Source organism: Streptomyces sp. NPDC093984 (assembly GCF_044764595.1).
In the GTDB taxonomy this organism is placed as follows: domain Bacteria; phylum Actinomycetota; class Actinomycetes; order Streptomycetales; family Streptomycetaceae; genus Streptomyces; species Streptomyces cynarae.
This window is the reverse complement of record NZ_JBIWIM010000003.1, coordinates 314,948-333,594: the sequence shown is the minus strand read 5'-3', so window position 1 is coordinate 333,594 and position 18,647 is coordinate 314,948. Positions and strand designations below refer to the sequence as shown.

The window sequence follows — 18,647 nt, the reverse complement described above, 5'->3', positions numbered from 1 at the left end:
TACGCGCAGTCAGTGGGCCGCCGGACGAGCGGTCCACCACCAGTTCTGGTTCTGGGTCGAGTGCGCGAACATGTCCGGCACCCTACACGAACCCCCGTCCCGGGCGGGACGACCCGTCTCATCAGTCGAGCGCATCGATAAGCGGTGGACACGACCACGTAATGTTTAGGGGGTGACCGTGAACGCTAAGACCAGCCCCAGCGCTGGCAACACCTGGCGAGACCTGCCCGCGGCGCAGCAGCCCGAGTACCCCGACCCCGAGGCTCTGCGCAAGGTGATCGCGGACCTCGCGTCGTATCCGCCGCTCGTCTTCGCGGGCGAGTGCGACCAGCTGCGCGCCCGGATGGGAGCCGTCGCCAGGGGCGAGGCGTTCCTGCTCCAGGGCGGCGACTGCGCCGAGGCCTTCGACGCGGTGTCCGCCGATCACATCCGCAACAAGCTCAAGACGCTGCTCCAGATGGGCGCCGTGCTCACGTACGCCGCCTCGGTGCCGGTGGTGAAGGTCGGCCGTATCGCCGGCCAGTACTCCAAGCCGCGCTCCAAGCCGACCGAGACCCGCGACGGGGTGACGCTGCCGACCTACCGCGGCGACTCCGTCAACGGCTTCGACTTCACCGAGGCCGCCCGCGTCCCGGACCCGGAGCGCCTGAAGCGCATGTACCACGCCTCGGCGTCCACGCTGAACCTGGTGCGTGCCTTCACCACCGGCGGCTACGCCGACCTGCGCCAGGTGCACGCCTGGAACCAGGACTTCGTGAAGTCGTCGCCGTCCGGCCAGCGCTACGAGCAGCTGGCGCGCGAGATCGACAACGCGCTGAACTTCATGCACGCCTGCGGGGCCGACCCGGAGGAGTTCAAGACCGTCGAGTTCTACTCCTCGCACGAGGCGCTGCTGCTCGACTACGAGTCGGCGCTGACCCGCACCGACTCCCGTACCGGGCAGCTGTACGACGTCTCGGCGCACATGGTGTGGATCGGTGAGCGCACCCGGCAGATGGACGGCGCGCACATCGAGTTCGCCTCGAGGATCCGCAACCCGATCGGCATCAAGCTCGGCCCGACCACGACGGCCGAGGAGGCGCTGCGGTACATCGACCGCCTCGACCCGGACCGTGAGCCCGGCCGGCTGACCTTCATCGTCCGCATGGGCGCGGACAAGATCCGTGACCGGCTCCCCGAGCTGGTGGAGAAGGTCACGGCGTCCGGCGCGGTGGTGGCCTGGGTGACCGACCCGATGCACGGCAACACGTTCGAGGCGGCCTCCGGGCACAAGACCCGCCGCTTCGACGACGTGCTCGACGAGGTCAAGGGGTTCTTCGAGGTCCACAAGGGGCTCGGTACGCACCCGGGTGGCATCCACGTGGAGCTGACCGGTGACGACGTCACCGAGTGCGTGGGCGGCGGCGACGAGATCTTCGTCGACGACCTGCACCAGCGCTACGAGACGGCGTGCGACCCGCGGCTGAACCGCAGCCAGTCGCTGGACCTGGCGTTCCTCGTCGCGGAGATGTACCGGGACCAGTAGCCTGCGGGCGCTGACCGACGTGAGTGGGGCGCGGATCACACGATCCGCGCCCCACTCTGCTGTTGCGCCCCCGGCGGGACAGGTAAGGTTAGGGTTGCCTTATCGACCCGGCGGGAGGTGCACCGCGTGTATGTCTGCAGTTGCTTCGGCGTCACCGAGCAGCAGGTGAGGCAGCACGCGGAGAACGGCGCCTGCACTCCGCGGCAGATCGCCTCCGCCTGCAAGGCGGGCACGGACTGCGGCTCCTGCGTACGGAGGATCCAGGCGCTCTTGGGGCGCGGCGCGTGCCCCCGCCCTGAGATCGCCGAGCCGGTGCTCTCGTCCGGCCTGTCCGGCCTGGAAGAAGCCGCTTAGCGCCGCCTGGCGCACCCCTAGCTCTCCGGCTGTTCGATGATCTGGGAGATGTACAGCGCGTCGCCCAGCTTCTCCAGCAGGTCCAGCTGGGTGTCCAGGTAGTCGATGTGGTGCTCCTCGTCCGCCAGGATCGACTCGAAGATGTTCGCGGAGGTGATGTCGCCCTTCTCCCGCATCACCTTGATCCCGCGCCTGAGCCGGTCGATCGCCTCCACCTCGATCTGCCGGTCCGCCTCGAACATCTCCCTGACGGTCTGCCCCACCCGCACATGGAAGAGTCGCTGGTAGTTGGGCAGGCCCTCGAGGAAGAGGATGCGGTCGGTGAGCACCTCCGCGTGCTTCATCTCGTCGAACGACTCCCGCCGCGTGTACCTGGCGAGCTTGTACCACCCGAGGTTCTCCTGCATCTTGGCGTGCAGGAAGTACTGGTTGATCGCGGTCAGCTCACCGGTGAGCTGCTCGTTGAGGAATTCGATGACCTCTGGGTCGCCCTGCATGGCGGGGATCCTTCCGGGCGGGGACGAGCGGGCTGCGCCGCATCATGGCACTGACGCCCAGGGGCGTCCAGTAAGTTCACGCTTAGTCGGAGTTGTCCGAATTGAACCCGGGCTGGTCATGTGCACCCTCCGCGGTCTGTCAGGATGGAGTCATGGGTCATCCGGTGGAGCGCGAATCTGGAGAAACGGCACGGTCACAGCTTCCGCCGGGACAGCGACTCCAGCGGGGCTGGCCGGTCACGCACTACGGTCCCGTACCCAAGTTCCGCCCCGAGCGCTGGGAGTTCCGGGTCTTCGGCGCCACCGCGGACGGCGAGAAGCACTGCTGGAACCACGAGGAGTTCACGTCACTGCCGTACGCGACGGTCGTGGCCGATCTGCACTGTGTGACGAAGTTCAGCATGGTCGGCGCCGAATGGGGCGGCATCCCGGCCCGTACGATCCTGGAGATCGCCCCGCCCGCGCCCACCGTCACCCACGTGATGGTGTGGGCGGAGTACGGGTTCAGCTCCAATCTGCGCCTGTCCGACTTCGCCTCCGACAGCACGATCTTCGCCACGCACAAGGACGGCGAGCTGCTCACCGCGGAACACGGCTTCCCGCTGCGCCTGATCGTGCCGCACCTGTACGCCTGGAAGGGCCCCAAGTGGGTCCGCGGCGTCGAGTACATGACCACCGACCGGCGCGGCTTCTGGGAGGAGCGCGGGTACCACAACATCGGTGACCCGTGGAAGGAGCAGCGCTACTCCTACCAGGAGGAGCCCGGGGACGGCCCCGAGCTCTGAGGTCCAGGGCGGCTGCGGGTCAGCCGTCGCGCAGCTTCTTCAGCCGCTCCACGTCCTCCGCGTGCCCTTCCTTGCGGCCGGGCGTCTCGATGATCAGCGGCACGCCCTCGGTGGCCGGGTGCGTCATCAGCGCACGGAACGGGGCCTCGCCGATGTGGCCGGCGCCTATGTTGGCGTGACGGTCCCGGTGGGCGCCGACCGCCTCCTGGGAGTCGTTGGCGTGGATCAGCTTCAGCCGGCCCTCGCCGACGGTGTCCACGAGCAGGTCCAGCGTCCGGTGCGCCCCGTCCGGCCCGGTCAGGTCGTGCCCGGCCGCGAAGATGTGGCAGGTGTCCAGGCAGACACCGAGCTTGGGGTGGGCGTCCAGCGCGTCGAAGTAGGGCCCGAAGTCCCAGGTGCGGGAGCACAGGGAGGCCCCCTGGCCCGCGGTCGACTCCAGCAGCAGCCACGGGTCGTCGTCGTGCGTCAGCTCGTCCAGCAGCGGCAGCATGCGCTCCCGTACCTGCTTCAGCGCCACCGAACGGTCCCGGCCGCCGGTCGCGCTGCCGGTGTGCACGACCACACCCAGCGCCCCGATCCGGCGGCCCCGCCGCAGCGAGTGCCTCAGCGACTCCACCGACCTGTCCACGGTCGCCTCGGTGTGGGAGCCGAAGTTGATCAGATACGGGGCATGGACGTACACCGGGATCGACTCGGCGGCGCACGCGGCCCGGAACTCCTCGTCCTGACGCGGACTGCCCGCGGGAGTCGCCCAGCCGCGCGGGTTGGCCACGAAGACCTGTACCGTCTCGGCCCCGATGTCTCGGGCGTAGGCCAGCCCGACGGAGTTCAGCCCACCGGCCACCGGGACGTGGCTGCCGATCGGGTTGCGGGAGGGGCCGAAGGTGCCGGGGGCGCCACGGGACTGCTCAGTGCTCACCCCCCAAGGGTGTCACGTGATCCCCGGTGCCCGTACTTCGGCCGCCGGTCGGCTAGCGGATCTTGATCGTGATCGTCGACCCCTTCGGCGCCTTGTCCCCGCCCTTGACCGACTGGCTCTTCACCGTGTCGCCGAACAGGCCCAGCAGGCCCCGGTCCTCGTCGACCTGGAAACCCGCGGCCTCGAGCGTCTTCTTGGCGTCGTCGACGTTCTGCCCGGTCACGTCCGGCACCTGGACCATCTCGGGACCCTTGGAGAGCGTCAGCGTGACGGTGTCACCCTGGCCGGCCTGCTGGCCCGCGCCCGGCGACTGCCGGGCGACCTTCCCGGCGTCGTACTCCGAGGTGACCTGCGTGTCGGCGATCTTCACCTGCAGGCCCGCGTCCTGCAGCTCCGAGGTGGCGTCGTCGATGGAGTCGCCGCTGACGTCGGGCACGTCCACCGGGCTGCCCTTGCTGACGACGAGCGCGATCGCCGAGCCGCCGTGCCGCTCGGTCCCCGCCTCCGGGTCCGTGCCGATCACGGAACCCTTGGGCACGTCCGCGCTGAACGCCTGTGTGACCATGCCCGGCACCAGGCCGTCCTTCTTCAGCCGAGCCTGCGCCTGGTCCAGCGGGTAGCCCTTCAGATCGGGCACCTGCACCGTCTCGGGACCGTCCGAGAGCGTCAGCGTCACCGCGTCGTGGGAGCGGATCCGCGAACCCACCGCCGGATCGGTGCTGATCACCGTGCCGCGCTCGACCGTGTCGCTGTAGGCGTGCTTGACCTGCTTGACCTCGAGACCGGCCTTCTTCAGCCGGGCCCGGGCCTCGGCCTCCGTCTTCGCCAGGAGCGGCGGGACCTTGGTGAACTGGCCCGAGTTGATGTACCACACCCCCGTGCCGACACCGAACACCACCAGCACCGCGAGGATCAGCGCGAGCAGCCCGCGGCGGGGCCGCGGCGAGCGCCGAGGCGGCTCGGGCGGCGGGGCCTGAAGCCGGCTCGTCCGGTTGAGGACGGCCCCCTGGTCCTCGCCCACAGGGCGGGTCGGCAGCAGGCGCGGTATCACGCTCGTGCGGTCCTCGGCGTTGTCGTGCTCCCCGGCGACGGCCCCCGGCGGCACGGCGTCCAGCTGCTCGTCGGTCAGCGCGCCACGGGCTTGAAGCACCTGGCCCAGCAGCGCCACCGCGTCCGCCGGGCGCAGCTCGGGATTGCGCGCGGTCGCCGACGCGACCAGGTCGTCGAGTTCGACGGACAGCCCCGGCACGGCAGCCGACGGCGGCGGCACGTCCTCGTTCAGGTGCTGGTAGAGCACCTGGGCGGGGGAGTCGCCGTGGTGCGGCTTGGCGCCGGTCAGCATCTCGTGGAGGACGACCCCACAGGCGTACACGTCGACCCGGGGGTCGGCCACGCCGTGCTCGATCTGCTCCGGGGCGAGGTAGGAGACGGTGCCGAGGACGGCGCCCGTGGTGCTCGTGACGGTGTCGACGGACCGGACGAGACCGAAATCGGCCACCTTGACCCGGCCGTCGTCACCTATGAGGACGTTCTCCGGCTTCATGTCCCGGTGCACGAACCCGGCGCGGTGCGCGGCCCCCAGGGCGGCCAGCACCGGCTCCAGGATGTCCAGGGCCGCGCGCGGCTGCAGCGCCCCGCGCTCGCGCAGCACGTCGCGCAGGGTGCAGCCGGCGACGTACTCCATGGCGAGGTAGACGTACGATCCGTCGGCACCCTGATCGAAAACCTGCACGACGTTCGGATGGTCGAGACGGGCGACCGACTTGGCCTCCCGTATGAAGCGCTCGACGAACAAGCCGTCGGCCGCCAGCGTCGGGTGCATCACCTTCAGCGCGAGCACACGGTCCAGGCGGGTGTCCAGGGCCCGGTAGACCGTGGCCATCCCGCCGACCGCGATCCGCGCGTCGACGCGATAACGGCCGTCGAGCACCTGCCCGACGAGAGGGTCCTGAAGGGTCGTATCCACGCTGGTGAGTCTACGAGGGCGCACTGTCACTCACCGTCCGCTGCGGGGACACCGGGGCCCGACTGCAGCCGACCTGTGACGCGACCTCCTCCGGTCCGGCTCAGAAGGCCGGCAGCTCCGGGTCCAGCCGGGCCATGCCCTCCACCGGCGACGAGGCCTCCGCGAAGTGCCGGCGTGGGATACGGCCCGCCCGGCGGGCGAGCCGGCCGGCCTCCACCGCGTGCCGCATGGCCTCCGCCATCAGGACCGGCTCCTGCGCCCGGGTCACCGCCGAGGCGAGCATCACACCCGCGCACCCCAGCTCCATCGCCAGCGCCACGTCCGACGCCGTGCCCGCGCCCGCGTCCAGGATGACCGGCACGCGCGCGTGCTCCACGATCAGCTGGAAGTTGTGTGGGTTGCGGATGCCGAGCCCGGACCCGATCGGGGAGCCGAGCGGCATGATCGCGGCGCAGCCGACGTCCTCCAGCTTGCGGGCGAGCACGGGGTCGTCGTTCGTGTACGGCAGCACGGTGAAGCCGTCGTCCACCAGCGTCTCGGCTGCCTCCAGCAGCTCGATCGGGTCTGGCAGCAGGGTCCGCTCGTCGGCGATGACCTCCAGCTTGACCAGGTCCGTGCCGAGGGCCTCGCGCGCGAGGCGGGCGGTGAGCACGGCCTCGCCCGCGGTGAAGCAGCCCGCGGTGTTCGGCAGCACCCGGATGCCCAGCTTGTCGAGCACGGACAGGACCGAACCGTGCACCGAGGAGTCGACGCGCCGCATCGCGACCGTCGTCAGCTCCGTGCCGGACGCCACCAGCGCCCGCTCCAGCACGTCCAGGCTGGGCGCGCCACCCGTTCCCATGATCAGCCGGGACGAGTAGGTGGTCCCACCGAGGACGAAGGGATCGTCAGCCATGGGTCAGCCTCCTTGGACGGCGGTGAGGACCTCGACGCGGTCTCCCTCGCTGAGGGACGTCGACGCCCACTGCCCGCGCGGGACGACGGTTTCGTTGACGGCGGCGGCCACGCCCGAGGGGGCGGCGGTCAGGCTCCGCACCACCGCGTCGAGCGCTACACCGGGGGTGACCTCGCGGGTCTCCCCGTTGACCGAGATGTTCATACGGGCTGCTCCGTGAGTGCGGCGGCGGTGAAACGCCGGGGGGTGAAGGGACGGGCCTCCTCGGGAAGCTCACCGGTGGTCAGCACGTGCGCCATGACGTCGCCGGTGACCGGGGTGAGCAGGACACCGTTGCGGTAGTGGCCGGTGGCCAGCAGCAGACCGTCCAGCTCGGTGGGGCCGAGCAGCGGCGCGTTGTCCGGGGAACCCGGGCGCAGACCCGCCCGCGTCTCGGTGAGAGGCAGCTCGGTGATCCCGGGCACCAGCTCGTGAGCGTCCCGCAGCAGCTCGTACACCCCGCCCGCGGTGACCGTGGTGTCCCAGCCCATCTCCTCGCTGGTCGCGCCGACCACCAGCTCGCCGTTCTCGCGTGGCACGAGGTAGATCGCGCCACCGCGGACGACGGCGCGCACCGTACGGCTCAGGAACGGCGCGTACCGCTCGGGCACGGTCAGCCGCAGCACTTGCCCCTTCACGGGACGTACGGGCGGCAGGACGTCGGCCGGGACGCCCGCGAGCCGCCCGCTGAGGCTCCCCGCGGCCAGGACGACCTGCCCGGCGGAGAACTCGGTGCCGTCGGCGGTCCGCACCCCGCAGGCCCGCTCCCGCACCACCGTGAGCCGCTCGGCCCACACCCGGTGGAAGACCACCCCGGCGCGTTCACAGGCCGTCACCAGGGCCGCGGCGAGGCGGCGCGGGTCGATCTGATGGTCGCCGTCGACCCTGAGCCCCCCGCGCACGCCCGGTGCGAGCATCGGCTCCAGACGGCGGCACTCCCGCCCGCTCAGCCACTCCGACTCCAGCCCCGAGCGCTGCTGCAGGGCGTGCAGTTCGCGCAGCTCGGCGCGGTCGTCGGTGTCGAGCGCGACGGCGAGCGTGCCGCAGCTGCGGTAGCCCAGGTCCCGGCCGGCGGCCTCGGTCAGCTCGGCGGCGAAGTCCGGGTAGCGGCGCGCTGAGGCGAGGTTCAGGGCGAGCAGCGTCTGCTCGCCGTAGTGCAGCTCGGTGACGGCGGCCAGCATCCCGGCGGCCACCTGCGCGGCTCCGCCGCCCGGCTCCGGATCCACCACGGCGGTGGCGAACCCGCGCTGCGCCGCCCGCCAGGCGGTCACCAGACCGATGATCCCGCCCCCGATGACAAGAACGTCCGACACGGTCGACGCATCGCGCGCTGTCGACGGTTCGTCCGGTGTACGCGACATGGGCGTCCAGCCCCTCCCTTCGCCGGCATGACCCGGATCAGGTTCGTACGGTCGGAGGCCGTCCCAGCCTCCCTCTCAGCCCGGTGCGCCGGGCTCCCGCGAGTGCTTCCGGTGGCAACCCTAGCCCGCAGAGCGCCGCCCTTGTAAGACAGCCTCCGCCCGGCCCGAGGGCTGTGCAGGACGTCACTCAGCACGCCCCCTGACTGACAATTCGTCAGTTGTCTATGGTGATCAGGTGAGCGAGCAGACGCAGGCACGGGACGGTACGGCACGGCGCGTCGTCGTCGTGGGCGCGGGCATGGCCGGGGTGCAGACCGCGGTCGCCCTGCGGGAACAGGGCTTCACCGGCGGCGTGACGCTGATCGGCGCGGAGCCGCACCAGCCGTACGACAGGCCGCCGCTGTCCAAGGCCGTCCTGCTCGGCAAGGCCGAGGGCTCCGCCTTCGACGTCGACTTCGAGGCGCTGGACATCGAGCTGGAACTGGGCCGCGAGGCGACCGGCCTGCGCCCCCAGGACCACGAGCTGGACACCGAGCGGGGCCCCGTCCCGTACGACGTCCTGGTCATCGCGACCGGGGCGGAACCGATCCGGCTGCCGGGCGCGGAGGGCGTCCCCGGGGTACATCTGCTGCGCACACTGGACGACGCCGAGCGGCTGCGGCCGGTGCTCGCCCGGCAGCACGACATCGTGGTCGTCGGCGCGGGCTGGATCGGCGCCGAGTTCGCCACCGCCGCGCGCGAGGCGGGCTGCGCGGTGACCGTGGTGGAGGCCGCGGACCGGCCGCTCGCCGGGGCACTGCCGGCGGAGGTGGCGGCGCCGATGACGTCCTGGTACGCGGACAGCGGGGCCGAGCTGCGCACGCACGCGCGCGTGGAGCGCATCGAGCCGGGCGCGGTGGTGCTGGACGACGGCTCTCGGGTGCCGGCCGGGGCGGTGGTGGTGGGCATCGGGGCCCGGCCCGCCACGGCCTGGCTGGCCGGGTCCGGGATCGAGCTGGGCGTGCACGGCGAGGTGCTGGCCGACGACCATCTGCGCACCTCGGTGCCGGACGTGTACGCGGTCGGCGACTGCGCGTCCTTCCCGTCGGGCCGCTACGAGGAGCGCCTGCTCGTCCACCACTGGGACAACGCCCTCCAGGGTCCGCGCACGGTGGCCGCGAACATCATCGGCCAGACACCGGTGGCGTACGACCCGGTGCCGTACTTCTGGTCGGAGCAGTTCGGCCGGTTCGTCCAGTACGTGGGCCACCACGCGTCCGCCGACACGACGGTGTGGCGCGGCGACCCCGAGGGCGCGGCCTGGACGGTCTGCTGGCTGCGCGAGGGCCGCCTGGTGGCCCTGCTGGCCGTGGGCCGCCCCCGGGACCTGGCGCAGGGCCGCCGCCTGATCGAATCGGGCACCCCCATGAATCCCGCACTGCTGTCGGACCCGTCCCGCCCACTGAAGGAGGCGACGGCGTAGGGCGCGACCACCCCCTCCGCCTAACCCCGCCGGAGGCGCTCCGCTTCCGACTGTCAGTCCGGGATGGCACGCTTGATCCCGTGACCGAGATTGACGCAAAGATCGATGCTCTCGTCCCCGCCTGGCTCACCCTGCCCGACATCGCCGAAGCCCTCGGCGTGGAGGTGACCCGGGTGCGGCAGCTGGTCAAGGAGGGCCAGCTCATCGCCGTGCGCCGAGGCGAGAACAAGGCGCTGCACGTCCCCGCCGCCTTCATCGACGGGGACAAGGTGGTCAAGGGCCTGTCCGGCACCCTGACCCTGCTGCGGGACGACGGCTTCACGGTCGAAGAGATGATCGAGTGGCTCTTCACCCCCGACCCGACCCTGCCCGGCACCCCCGCGCAGGCTCTCAGCGAGAATCGCGGCACGGAGGTGAAGCGCCGCGCGCAGGCGCTCGCCGTCTGATCCATCCGGCCTTATCGGACCTGACCCGATCGGACCTGACCCGATCGGACCTGACCCGATCGGACCGGTTCCGGTCTGATCCGGCCGGCACACAAGAAAAACCGTCCGGCGTACGGGCCGCGGGCCAAGGGACACGCCCCGGCTCCGGCCGACCGCGCCCCGCCGCGGCCCGTACGCCACCGACAACGGGGGGAACACCACCGTGCCCGAAACCGCCCGCACCGCCCGGCTCGCCGACGCCCGCGTCTATCTGTGCACGGACGCACGCAAGCGCCAGGGCGACCTCGCCGAGTTCCTCGACGCGGTCCTCGCCGGCGGCGTCGACATCGTGCAGCTGCGCGAGAAGGGCATGGAGGCCGCCGAGGAGCTGGAGCACCTCCAGGTCTTCGCCGAGGCGTGTGCCCGCCACGGCAAGCTCCTCGCGGTGAACGACCGCGCGGACGTGGCCCACGCCGCCCGCCCCGACGTCCTGCACCTCGGCCAGGGCGACCTTCCCGTCCCCGCGGCCCGTGCCATCCTCGGCGACGACATCCTGATAGGCCGCTCCACCCACTCCGAGGCCGAGGCCGAGGCCGCCGCCGTCCAGGAGGGTGTGGACTACTTCTGCACCGGCCCCTGCTGGCCCACCCCCACCAAGCCCGGCCGCCCCGCCCCCGGCCTCGGCCTGGTACGCCACACCGCCGCGCTCGGCACCGACCGCCCCTGGTTCGCCATCGGCGGCATCGACCTCGGCAACCTGGACCAGGTCCTCGAGGCCGGCGCCCGCCGCGTGGTGGTCGTCCGCGCGATCACGGAGGCTGACGACCCCGGCGCGGCGGCGGCCGAGTTCGCCAAGCGGCTGCGCGCCGCGTAGGAGCGCCCAGAGGCCGATCCTGCCCCGCGTTGTCCGATGGGTGGACAACAAGTCGACAATTCGGGCAAATCCCGGGCGTCCGGTTGGGGGACCGCCGCGCCCTGGCTAACCTGCGACTATGGCCCTCGGAACCGCATCCACGAGGACTGATCGCGCACGGACCGTGCGCGACATCCTCGCCACCGGCAAGACGACGTACTCGTTCGAGTTCTCGGCGCCGAAGACCCCCAAGGGCCAGCGGAACCTGTGGAGCGCGCTCCGAAGGGTCGAGGCGGTCGCCCCCGACTTCGTGTCCGTCACGTACGGCGCCGGCGGTTCCACCCGTGCGGGCACGGTCAAGGAGACCGAGCAGATCGTCGCCGACACGACGCTCACCCCGGTCGCCCACCTCACCGCGGTCAACCACTCCGTCGCCGAGCTGCGCAACATCATCGGCCAGTACGCCGACGCCGGGATCCGCAACATGCTCGCGGTGCGCGGCGACCCGCCCGGCGACCCCATGGGCGAGTGGGTGCCGCACCCCAGGGGTCTGACCTACGCGGCCGAACTCGTCCGGCTCATCAAGGAGTCGGGTGACTTCTGCGTGGGCGTCGCCGCCTTCCCGGAGATGCATCCCCGCTCCGGCGACTGGGACACCGACGTCACGTACTTCGTCGACAAGTGCCGGGCCGGCGCCGACTACGCGATCACGCAGATGTTCTTCCAGCCGGAGTCGTACCTGCGCCTGCGCGACCGGGTCGCCGCGGCCGGCTGCGACACCCCGGTCATCCCCGAGATCATGCCCGTGACCAGCGTGCGGATGCTGGAGCGGCTGCCCCAGCTCAGCAACGCCACCATCCCCGACGGCCTGAAGGAGCGGATCCTCGCGGCGAAGGACGATCCGGCGGCGGTACGCTCGATCGGAATCGACTTCGCCACGGAGTTCTGCGCGAGGCTGCTGGCCGAGGGGGTCCCCGGACTGCACTTCATTACACTCAACAACTCCACGGCGACGCTGGAGATCTACGAGAACCTGGGCCTGCACCACCCGCAGCGGGCCTAGACCGCCGCACCCGTATACGACACACTGCGTAGCGGCCACTGGGAGAGGGGCGTACATGGGCTGGACGGTCCTCTACATCGCGTTCGGCATCGTCGCGCTATGGCTGCTCGGTGAGGTGCTGCTGCAGTACAAGGCGCGCCTTCGCTGGCGGCTGCTCGCGTTCGTCGGATTCCTCGGCGTCGTGTTCGGCGTGCTCATCCAATCCGTGGTGGTCATCGGCCTGGGCGCCGCCGCCTTCGCGGTCGGGCAGACCTACGTCACCCTGTCGTTCCGCCGCGGGTTCGCGGCCGGCTGGGCCGTCGGCAACCGCCCGCGCGAGGGCGCGGGCACCGGCAGCAAGCGCCGCCGGGGAGAGAAGGCCCGTCAGGAGGAGGCGGCGGAGGACACCGACGTCGAGCCGACGGCCGCGACGACGATGCCCGCCGGAACGTACCGCCAGGACGACGCGTACGACGAGGACGACCACGACGACGTCTTCTCCCGCCCGGGGACCGCCCAGCCCGCCGAGACCGCGGCCGAGGCCACCGCCGTCTACGAGCCGCAGCCCCTGCCCGAGGAGACCGGCTCCTACGGCGTCTACGCGGACGCCACCTACACCACCGCCGGACAGCCCCAGGAGCAGCAGCCCCAGGAGCAGCAGGCCTACGCCTACGACGGCTACTCCGGATACGGCCAGCAGCAGCACTACGGCTACGAGGGCGGCCAGGAGCAGTACGGCGGGTACTCCGACCCGTACCAGGGCACGGGGACCTACGGCGGCTCGTACGACACCACGTACGGCGGCGAGCAGCAGTACGGACAGCAGGCCTACGGTCAGGACCAGTACGCCACCGGCACCTACGGCGAGACCCCGTCAGGCGGTGTCTGGGTGCCCCAGCAGCGCACCACCGACGAAGCGTTCGGCGGCGAACTCCCGCCCGAGCAGCCGTACCCCTACCAGGACAACGGCACCGCGCACGGCAACGGCTACGACGAGCGCTACCGCTTCTAGAGGTCCGGAGCCGCCCGCGGCGCCTACTGCGAGCCGCGGAAGCCCGGCCCCTCCACGATGAGTCCGGCGACCAGGGCGCCCGACATGCCGGCGTGGGGGAGACCCCCACCGGGTTGGGACCAGCCGCCGACCGTGAACAGGCCCGGTGTACGGGTCTTGTTGGACGGCTGCAGCAGACGGCCCCCGGCCGCGGCGAGAGCCGGCGCCGGTACCGCGCCGCCGGGTGCTCCGGTGTCCTCGGCGATGTCGGCGGGCGTGCGGACCTCGCGCCACAGGACACGGTCGGCCAGACCGGGTATCGCGCGCCCGGCGGCGACGACGATCCGGTCCACGTCGGACTCGGAGACCTCCAGCCCCTGGGGCACCGTCACCGTCAGCGTGACCGCCTCGTGCGCCGTGTCGGGCACCAGCGCGGGGTCGTCCGGGCGCAGCACGGTCACCGTCGCGGAGGGCGGAAGCCCGGCGGGCTCACCGAACAGCCGGTCCAGCTCGCCCTCACGGTCGGCCGTGTGGACCACCGTCCGGCGCGCGGCACCCTCCGGCCGGCCCCCGCGCAGCGCCAGGAGCACCGTCAGCCGGCCGGGCATCCCGTGCTGCGGCGCGACCTCGTCCGCACCGCGCGCCGCCGTCCCCGGCACCAGGCGGTCCAGGACCGTGGGCGCGACCCCGGCCACCACGTGGTCCGCTTCCGCCGCGACACCGTCGGCCAGCTCCACCCCCGCCGCCCGGCCGTCCTTCTCGACGATTCCGGTGACCTCGGCGCCGAAGACGAACTCCACCCGCCGCTCGCGGCATCGCTCGTACACGGCGCGCGCCAGCTCCCGCATCCCGCCACGCACGTACCACATGCCGAAGGCGTGCTCCATGTACGGCAGCACCGCCGCGCTCGCCGGGGTGGTCCGGGGATCCAGGCCGTAGGCCAGGGCATGGCTCTCCAGCAGGGCCACGAGCCGCGGGTCGCGCAGCTCCCAGGCGCCGACCTCGGCGAGGGTGCCGGCCCGCCGGGTACGCAGCAGCCGCTTGTGCGGCACCGCCGGATACGGCTCCTTCTCCGCCAGCACCTGCCAGTTGGGCCACAGCGGCTCCTCGAGGAGCGGCCGGCGCGTACGGTCCCAGGCCTCGCGCGCCCGCACCAGGAAGTCGCCCCAGCGCTCGCCCGCCCCCGCGCCCAGCGCCTCGTCCAGGGCCGCGACGACACCCGCGCGCGAGGCGTTGGGCAACGCCACCTCGGTGCCGTCCGCGAAGACGTGCCGTGACGACGGGTCCACCTGGACCAGATCGACGCAGTCCTCCAGTGGCTCCTTGCCGGTCTTGACGAACAGATCGCGGTACACGGCGGGCAGCGTCAGCAGTCCCGGGCCCGTGTCGAAGCGGAACCCGTCCCGCTCGAACCGGCGCACCGCACCGCCGTACGTCTCCGTACGCTCGTACACCACCACCCGGTGGCCCGCGACGGCCAGCCGGGCGGCAGCCGCCATCGCGCCCATCCCGGCGCCGATCACCGCAATCCGTGCCATGCCTGCGACCTTATCGGCCGCCGCCGACAATCCGGCGGCGGGCCTGTGACCGGCGCTTTTCGCCGCATTCTCGCCCTGGGGCTGAGCACTCAGGTCTGAGTATCCGTACCTAGCCGGAGAGATGAGTATCTGCGCGGATGGGGTCCGACCCGCGCGGACGAGACAGTGGAGGCACGGAAAGGGGCACGGCTCCGGCACCGCCGACACGGGGCGGCGGAACGGTGCCCGCCCTTGACCGCTCCTTCCGCCGGCACTCCTGCGGCGGAAGCGAGGCAGGGGGAGACCCGGGGGAAGGACCGAACGGGGGTCACGGGGGCACGACGGAGCGCCGGTTCGAGGCGGCCCGCCAAGGGCGCGGCCACCACGAACCGGCGCTTTCGTCTTGCCGGGCGCCACCGGCCGTCCGAGCGCCCTATCGGCCGTCCAGGCGTCCTACCCGCCGTCCATGCGCCCTACCGGCCGCCGCTCACGCGCCCCTGGATCAGCCGCGACAGCGCCGCGTGGACGTCGTCCAGGGAGCGCTCCGGCTGGAACGACTGCCAGTCCAGCGCCGCCACCAGCACCATGCCGACCAGCGCCGCCGCCGTCAGCGGGACGTCGATCTCGTCGCTGAACTCGCCGCTCTCCACACCCGCGCGCAGCACGTCCTCGATGGCCGCGACGACCTGCTGCCGGACCACCATGAGCGTGGACTGCCAGGCCCGGTTGGTGCGCCACAGCTCGGCCACGTACAGCTGGGTGAAGGACGGGTAGCGGGCGATGAAGGCCAGTCCGGCGCGGATCATGGCGTCCAGGGCGTCCACCTTGGTACCGCCCGCCCGGTCGCTCTGCTCGGCCGCGTCCCTGAGGGAGGCGGTGAGGAGCCCCACACCGTGCCGCAGCAACTCCTCGAAGAGGACGGACTTGCTCGCGAAGTTGTAGTAGACCGTGCCCTTCGCGACCCCGGCCCGCTCGGCGATCTCGTCGACGGTGGTCGCGGAGAAGCCCTGCTCCGCGATCAGGGTGACGGCCGCCTCGTAGAGCTTCTGCCGGGTCGCCTCGCGGCGGCTCGAGCCGCCCGACGTAGCGGCGCTGCTGCGTTCCATGGCTCTGATTCTCACAGGAACGGCCCGGTGGGATGGCGCGGACCTCACAGGTTCAGCTCCGGGTGCAGCCGGTCGAGCGTCCACACCTGCCTGCGCCGGGCGGACAGGGCGGTCAGCGCGAGGGCGCCCGCGGTGAACGCCGTGAGCACGGCGCACGCCTGCCACACGGGACCGAGGCCGCCGCCCGTGATGAGCCTCCGCAACGCTTCGACGACGTAACTCATCGGCAGGAAGGGGTGGATGGCGTTGAAGAAGCCCGGGGAGGTCTGCACGGGGTAGGTGCCGCCCGCGGACGTCAGCTGGAGCATCAGCAGGGCGAGGACGAGGATCCGGCCCGCCGCCCCGAAGCGCGCGTTCAGCCACTGGACGAGCGCCGCGAAGCACGCCGCGACCAGGAACAGGAACCCGATCGTCCCCGCCGCGCGCGTCATCTCCAGGCCGATCGCCCAGTGCAGCACGGCCATCAGCGCGGCCGTCTGCAGCACGCCCACGGCGGCCACCGGCAGCCAGCCCGCCAGCGCGATCCGCCAGGCGGAGGCGCCCGCCGCGAGCGCGCGCCGGTTCATCGGCGGGATCAGCATGTACGCCACCATCGCGCCCACCCACAGGGACAGCGGGATGAAGTACGGGGCGAAACCGGTGCCGTAGTTGGGCGCGTGGTGCAGGTCCCGGGAGGCGAGTTGCACCGGGTCCGCCATGACCTGGGTGCGCCGGTCGCGGTCCTGCTTGTCGTAGTCGGGAATCTTGCCCGCGCCGTCGTGCAGTCCGCCGGCGAGCTTCCCGGAGCCGTCGGCGAGCTTGTACATGCCGCCGTTCAGATCGATCGCGCCCGTCTCCAGCTTGCCGATGCCCGAGTCCAGGTCGGCCGCCCCGGCCCGGGCGGTGCCCAGGCCGGTGTGCAGGGTCCGGGCGCCCTTGGCGACCTCGGCGGCGCCCTTGTTGAGCGCGTCCACCTTGGAGACCGCGTCGTCGAGGTCGCCGGACAGGTGCGGTGCCGACTTGGCCAGCGCCCGGGCCTGCCGCTGGAGGGTCTTCAGGTCCTGCCGCATGGCGGTCATGTCGCCGCGGTAGTCCCGCACCACGGTGTTCACGTCCTTGGCGAGCCGCGCCGCGTCCGCCGCGGCGTCCTTCGCCTTCTTCAGGTCCGCGCACGCGGGGTCGGGCAGGACCTGGCTCACACAGCGCCTCTCGTACACCGCGTCCAGCGTCTCGGACGCTTCACGCGTGCCCTTCTCGGCGGCGGGCGCCGTGGTGACGAAGGCGTCGAGGTGCTCGCTGATGACGCCCGCCGAGTCGGCCACCAGGGTCGCGGTGTCGGCGATCTGCCGTCCGTCCTTCTTCAGGAAGGGCCGCACCTGGTCGGCCGCGCCGTGCACCCGGTCGGCGAGCGCCTGGGTGCCGTCCGCGACCTGCTGGGCGCCCTCCTGGAGGGCGCCCGCGCCCTGGTCGAGCTTCGTCAGGCCGCTCGACAGCTTTCCGCTGCCGCTCTTGGCCTCCTTCAGGCCGTCGGCCAGGTCCTTGGATCCCTTCTCCGCCTTGCCGATCCCGCCCGTGAGCTGGTCGGCTCCGTCGGCGGCCTTGACGGTGGCCCCGTGGATGTCCGAGAACGAGATGAAGATCCGGTCGAGGAACGACCGCGACGTCTTGGTGGAGGCGGCCGCACGCACCTCGGCGAACACCGTCTTGGAGATCTGCCCGACGATGTAGTTGTTGGCGTCGTTCGTCCGCACCTGAAGGGCGCCCGTCTCGGGCGAACTGCCGGAGCTGGAGGCGATCTTGGCGCTGAAGTCGGACGGCATGGTCAGCGACAGGTAGTAGGTGCCGTCCTCGACGCCCGTCCTGGCTTCGGCGGCGCTCACCCGGTGCCACTCGAAGGTGTCGCTCTTGAGCAGCCCCTTGACGAGGTCGTCGCCCGCGGTGAGCCTCCGGCCGGCCACGGTCGTGCCCTTGTCGTCGTCGACGAGCGCCACGGGGATGCGGTCCAGCCTCCCGTACGGGTCCCAGAACGACCACAGGTACAGGGCGCCGTACAGCAGCGGCAGCAGCAGGAGCGCGACCAGCGCCGCACGCGGCAGCTTTCCCCTGCCGAACCGTCTGAGCTCAAGCGCGGCCAGTTTCGGCGAGCGCATCCGCCGTCTCCTTCTCGTCGTCGCCGTCTTCGGTCGGCTCGTCGGGGGTGGTCTCCTCGCGCGCGTGCCGCGCGCCGGGTGCCGTCGACACCACGACGGCGTCCTCGGGGGCCTCGGTGCACACCGCGAGGACGGTCGTCCCGTCCTCGGTAAGCGACCTCAACAGGTCCCACGCTTCGGCCTGTTCGGCGGGGGACAGCTTCAGGTCGGCGTCGTCGACGGCGAGCAGGCGGGGCCGGCCGATCAGGGCCAGCGCCACGGACAGCCGCAGGGCCTCCAGCCGCTCCAGGTCGCGTACGGAGGTCCGGCGGCCCTTGGGCAGTTGTTCCGGGTCGAGTCCGGCGGCCGCGAGGGCGGTGTCGATCCGGCGTGCCGCCTCGGCCGCCCGATCGCTCCTGGGACGCAGCAGCGCCCGCAGGGAGTCCCCGAACCTGCTTTCCAGCAGGGCACGTTCGCGCAGGTGCTCGCCGACGGTCAGGGCCGGGTCGAGGTCGGTGACGCCGGGTACGTGCGCGAGCGCGCTGATCCGGCGCACGGCGGACATCTCCTTGGGCAGCCGGTGCCCGCCGACCGCGGCCCGTCCCTCACTCGGCCTCATCCGCCCGGTGAGCGCGAGCAGCAGACAGGTGCGGCCGGAGCCCGAGGGGCCCTCGACGGCGATGAGCGAGCCGGGCTCCGCCTCGAGGCCTACGCCCCGGAAGGCCCAGCCGCGCGGTCCCTTCAGCCCGAAGCCGGCGGCACTGACGGCCACCCCGGCCGCCGTCCCCTGCATGTCCATGTC

Annotated in this window: 19 protein-coding genes and 1 riboswitch; of the genes, 8 read left to right on the top strand and 11 right to left on the bottom strand. The window is 72.0% G+C overall.

What is annotated here, in order from left to right:
* Nucleotides 1-9: 9 nt before the first annotated feature.
* The gene (locus tag ACIRC0_RS13690; RefSeq protein WP_351226422.1) at nt 10-72 is read right to left on the bottom strand and encodes a trp operon leader peptide; all 63 of its coding nucleotides are present in this window, start codon (nt 70-72) and stop codon (nt 10-12) included.
* Between the two features lie 100 nt (nt 73-172).
* On the opposite strand from ACIRC0_RS13690, the gene ACIRC0_RS13685 reads away from it, so the two are divergent.
* Complete coding sequence (locus tag ACIRC0_RS13685; protein ID WP_403615440.1) at nt 173-1,525, top strand: class II 3-deoxy-7-phosphoheptulonate synthase; 1,353 nt, start codon at nt 173-175, stop codon at nt 1,523-1,525.
* A gap of 126 nt (nt 1,526-1,651) precedes the next feature.
* Entirely contained in the window at nt 1,652-1,879 is a 228-nt protein-coding gene (locus ACIRC0_RS13680) for a bacterioferritin-associated ferredoxin (protein ID WP_403615437.1), read from the top strand.
* Between the two features lie 17 nt (nt 1,880-1,896).
* On the opposite strand, the gene bfr is transcribed toward ACIRC0_RS13680, so the two are convergent.
* Entirely contained in the window at nt 1,897-2,376 is a 480-nt protein-coding gene (bfr, locus tag ACIRC0_RS13675) for a bacterioferritin (protein WP_263229476.1), read from the bottom strand.
* Nucleotides 2,377-2,528: 152 nt separating this feature from the next.
* On the opposite strand from bfr, the gene ACIRC0_RS13670 reads away from it, so the two are divergent.
* A complete protein-coding gene (locus ACIRC0_RS13670; protein ID WP_403615435.1) occupies nt 2,529-3,161 on the top strand; it encodes a sulfite oxidase-like oxidoreductase in 633 nt (210 codons plus the stop codon).
* A 19-nt stretch (nt 3,162-3,180) separates the two neighbouring features.
* Here ACIRC0_RS13670 and ACIRC0_RS13665 read toward each other — a convergent pair whose 3' ends face one another.
* From ACIRC0_RS13665 to thiO, 5 genes are all read right to left on the bottom strand, one after another.
* Nucleotides 3,181-4,080 (bottom strand): deoxyribonuclease IV, encoded by a 900-nt coding sequence (locus ACIRC0_RS13665; protein ID WP_403615432.1) that lies wholly within the window; start codon nt 4,078-4,080, stop codon nt 3,181-3,183.
* A 52-nt stretch (nt 4,081-4,132) separates the two neighbouring features.
* Nucleotides 4,133-6,046, bottom strand: a complete 1,914-nt coding sequence (gene pknB / locus ACIRC0_RS13660) for a Stk1 family PASTA domain-containing Ser/Thr kinase (protein WP_403615429.1) — start codon at nt 6,044-6,046, stop codon at nt 4,133-4,135.
* Nucleotides 6,047-6,146: 100 nt separating this feature from the next.
* On the bottom strand, nt 6,147-6,941 hold the full coding sequence (locus ACIRC0_RS13655; RefSeq protein ID WP_403615426.1) for a thiazole synthase: 795 nt from the start codon (nt 6,939-6,941) through the stop codon (nt 6,147-6,149).
* A 3-nt stretch (nt 6,942-6,944) separates the two neighbouring features.
* Nucleotides 6,945-7,145, bottom strand: coding sequence for a sulfur carrier protein ThiS (gene thiS, locus ACIRC0_RS13650; RefSeq protein WP_103839848.1), 201 nt, complete (start codon nt 7,143-7,145; stop codon nt 6,945-6,947).
* A complete protein-coding gene (thiO, locus tag ACIRC0_RS13645; protein WP_403615423.1) occupies nt 7,142-8,341 on the bottom strand; it encodes a glycine oxidase ThiO in 1,200 nt (399 codons plus the stop codon). The genes thiS and thiO overlap by 4 nt, the downstream gene beginning before the upstream one ends.
* Nucleotides 8,339-8,451, bottom strand: a riboswitch (TPP riboswitch). Its footprint overlaps the gene before it by 3 nt.
* A gap of 125 nt (nt 8,452-8,576) precedes the next feature.
* On the opposite strand from thiO, the gene ACIRC0_RS13640 reads away from it, so the two are divergent.
* The 5 genes from ACIRC0_RS13640 to ACIRC0_RS13620 all read left to right on the top strand — a co-directional run bounded on the left by ACIRC0_RS13640 (nt 8,577) and on the right by ACIRC0_RS13620 (nt 13,135).
* On the top strand, nt 8,577-9,803 hold the full coding sequence (locus tag ACIRC0_RS13640) for an NAD(P)/FAD-dependent oxidoreductase (protein WP_403615421.1): 1,227 nt from the start codon (nt 8,577-8,579) through the stop codon (nt 9,801-9,803).
* Between the two features lie 80 nt (nt 9,804-9,883).
* On the top strand, nt 9,884-10,249 hold the full coding sequence (locus tag ACIRC0_RS13635) for an Rv2175c family DNA-binding protein (protein WP_200416954.1): 366 nt from the start codon (nt 9,884-9,886) through the stop codon (nt 10,247-10,249).
* A 202-nt stretch (nt 10,250-10,451) separates the two neighbouring features.
* Nucleotides 10,452-11,102, top strand: coding sequence for a thiamine phosphate synthase (gene thiE / locus ACIRC0_RS13630; protein WP_263229468.1), 651 nt, complete (start codon nt 10,452-10,454; stop codon nt 11,100-11,102).
* A gap of 118 nt (nt 11,103-11,220) precedes the next feature.
* Nucleotides 11,221-12,144 (top strand): methylenetetrahydrofolate reductase [NAD(P)H], encoded by a 924-nt coding sequence (gene metF, locus ACIRC0_RS13625; protein ID WP_403615416.1) that lies wholly within the window; start codon nt 11,221-11,223, stop codon nt 12,142-12,144.
* A gap of 55 nt (nt 12,145-12,199) precedes the next feature.
* Nucleotides 12,200-13,135: a hypothetical protein gene (locus ACIRC0_RS13620; RefSeq protein WP_403615413.1), complete on the top strand. Its 936-nt coding sequence runs from the start codon at nt 12,200-12,202 to the stop codon at nt 13,133-13,135.
* Nucleotides 13,136-13,158: 23 nt separating this feature from the next.
* On the opposite strand, the gene ACIRC0_RS13615 is transcribed toward ACIRC0_RS13620, so the two are convergent.
* The 4 genes from ACIRC0_RS13615 to ACIRC0_RS13600 form a co-directional block, all read right to left on the bottom strand.
* A complete protein-coding gene (locus ACIRC0_RS13615) occupies nt 13,159-14,652 on the bottom strand; it encodes a phytoene desaturase family protein (protein ID WP_403615410.1) in 1,494 nt (497 codons plus the stop codon).
* A 452-nt stretch (nt 14,653-15,104) separates the two neighbouring features.
* Complete coding sequence (locus tag ACIRC0_RS13610) at nt 15,105-15,737, bottom strand: TetR/AcrR family transcriptional regulator (protein ID WP_200416949.1); 633 nt, start codon at nt 15,735-15,737, stop codon at nt 15,105-15,107.
* A 44-nt stretch (nt 15,738-15,781) separates the two neighbouring features.
* The gene (locus ACIRC0_RS13605; protein ID WP_403615408.1) at nt 15,782-17,866 is read right to left on the bottom strand and encodes a YhgE/Pip family protein; all 2,085 of its coding nucleotides are present in this window, start codon (nt 17,864-17,866) and stop codon (nt 15,782-15,784) included.
* On the bottom strand, nt 17,838-18,644 hold the full coding sequence (locus tag ACIRC0_RS13600; protein ID WP_403615406.1) for an ATP-binding cassette domain-containing protein: 807 nt from the start codon (nt 18,642-18,644) through the stop codon (nt 17,838-17,840). The genes ACIRC0_RS13605 and ACIRC0_RS13600 overlap by 29 nt, the downstream gene beginning before the upstream one ends.
* Nucleotides 18,645-18,647 lie beyond the last annotated feature (3 nt).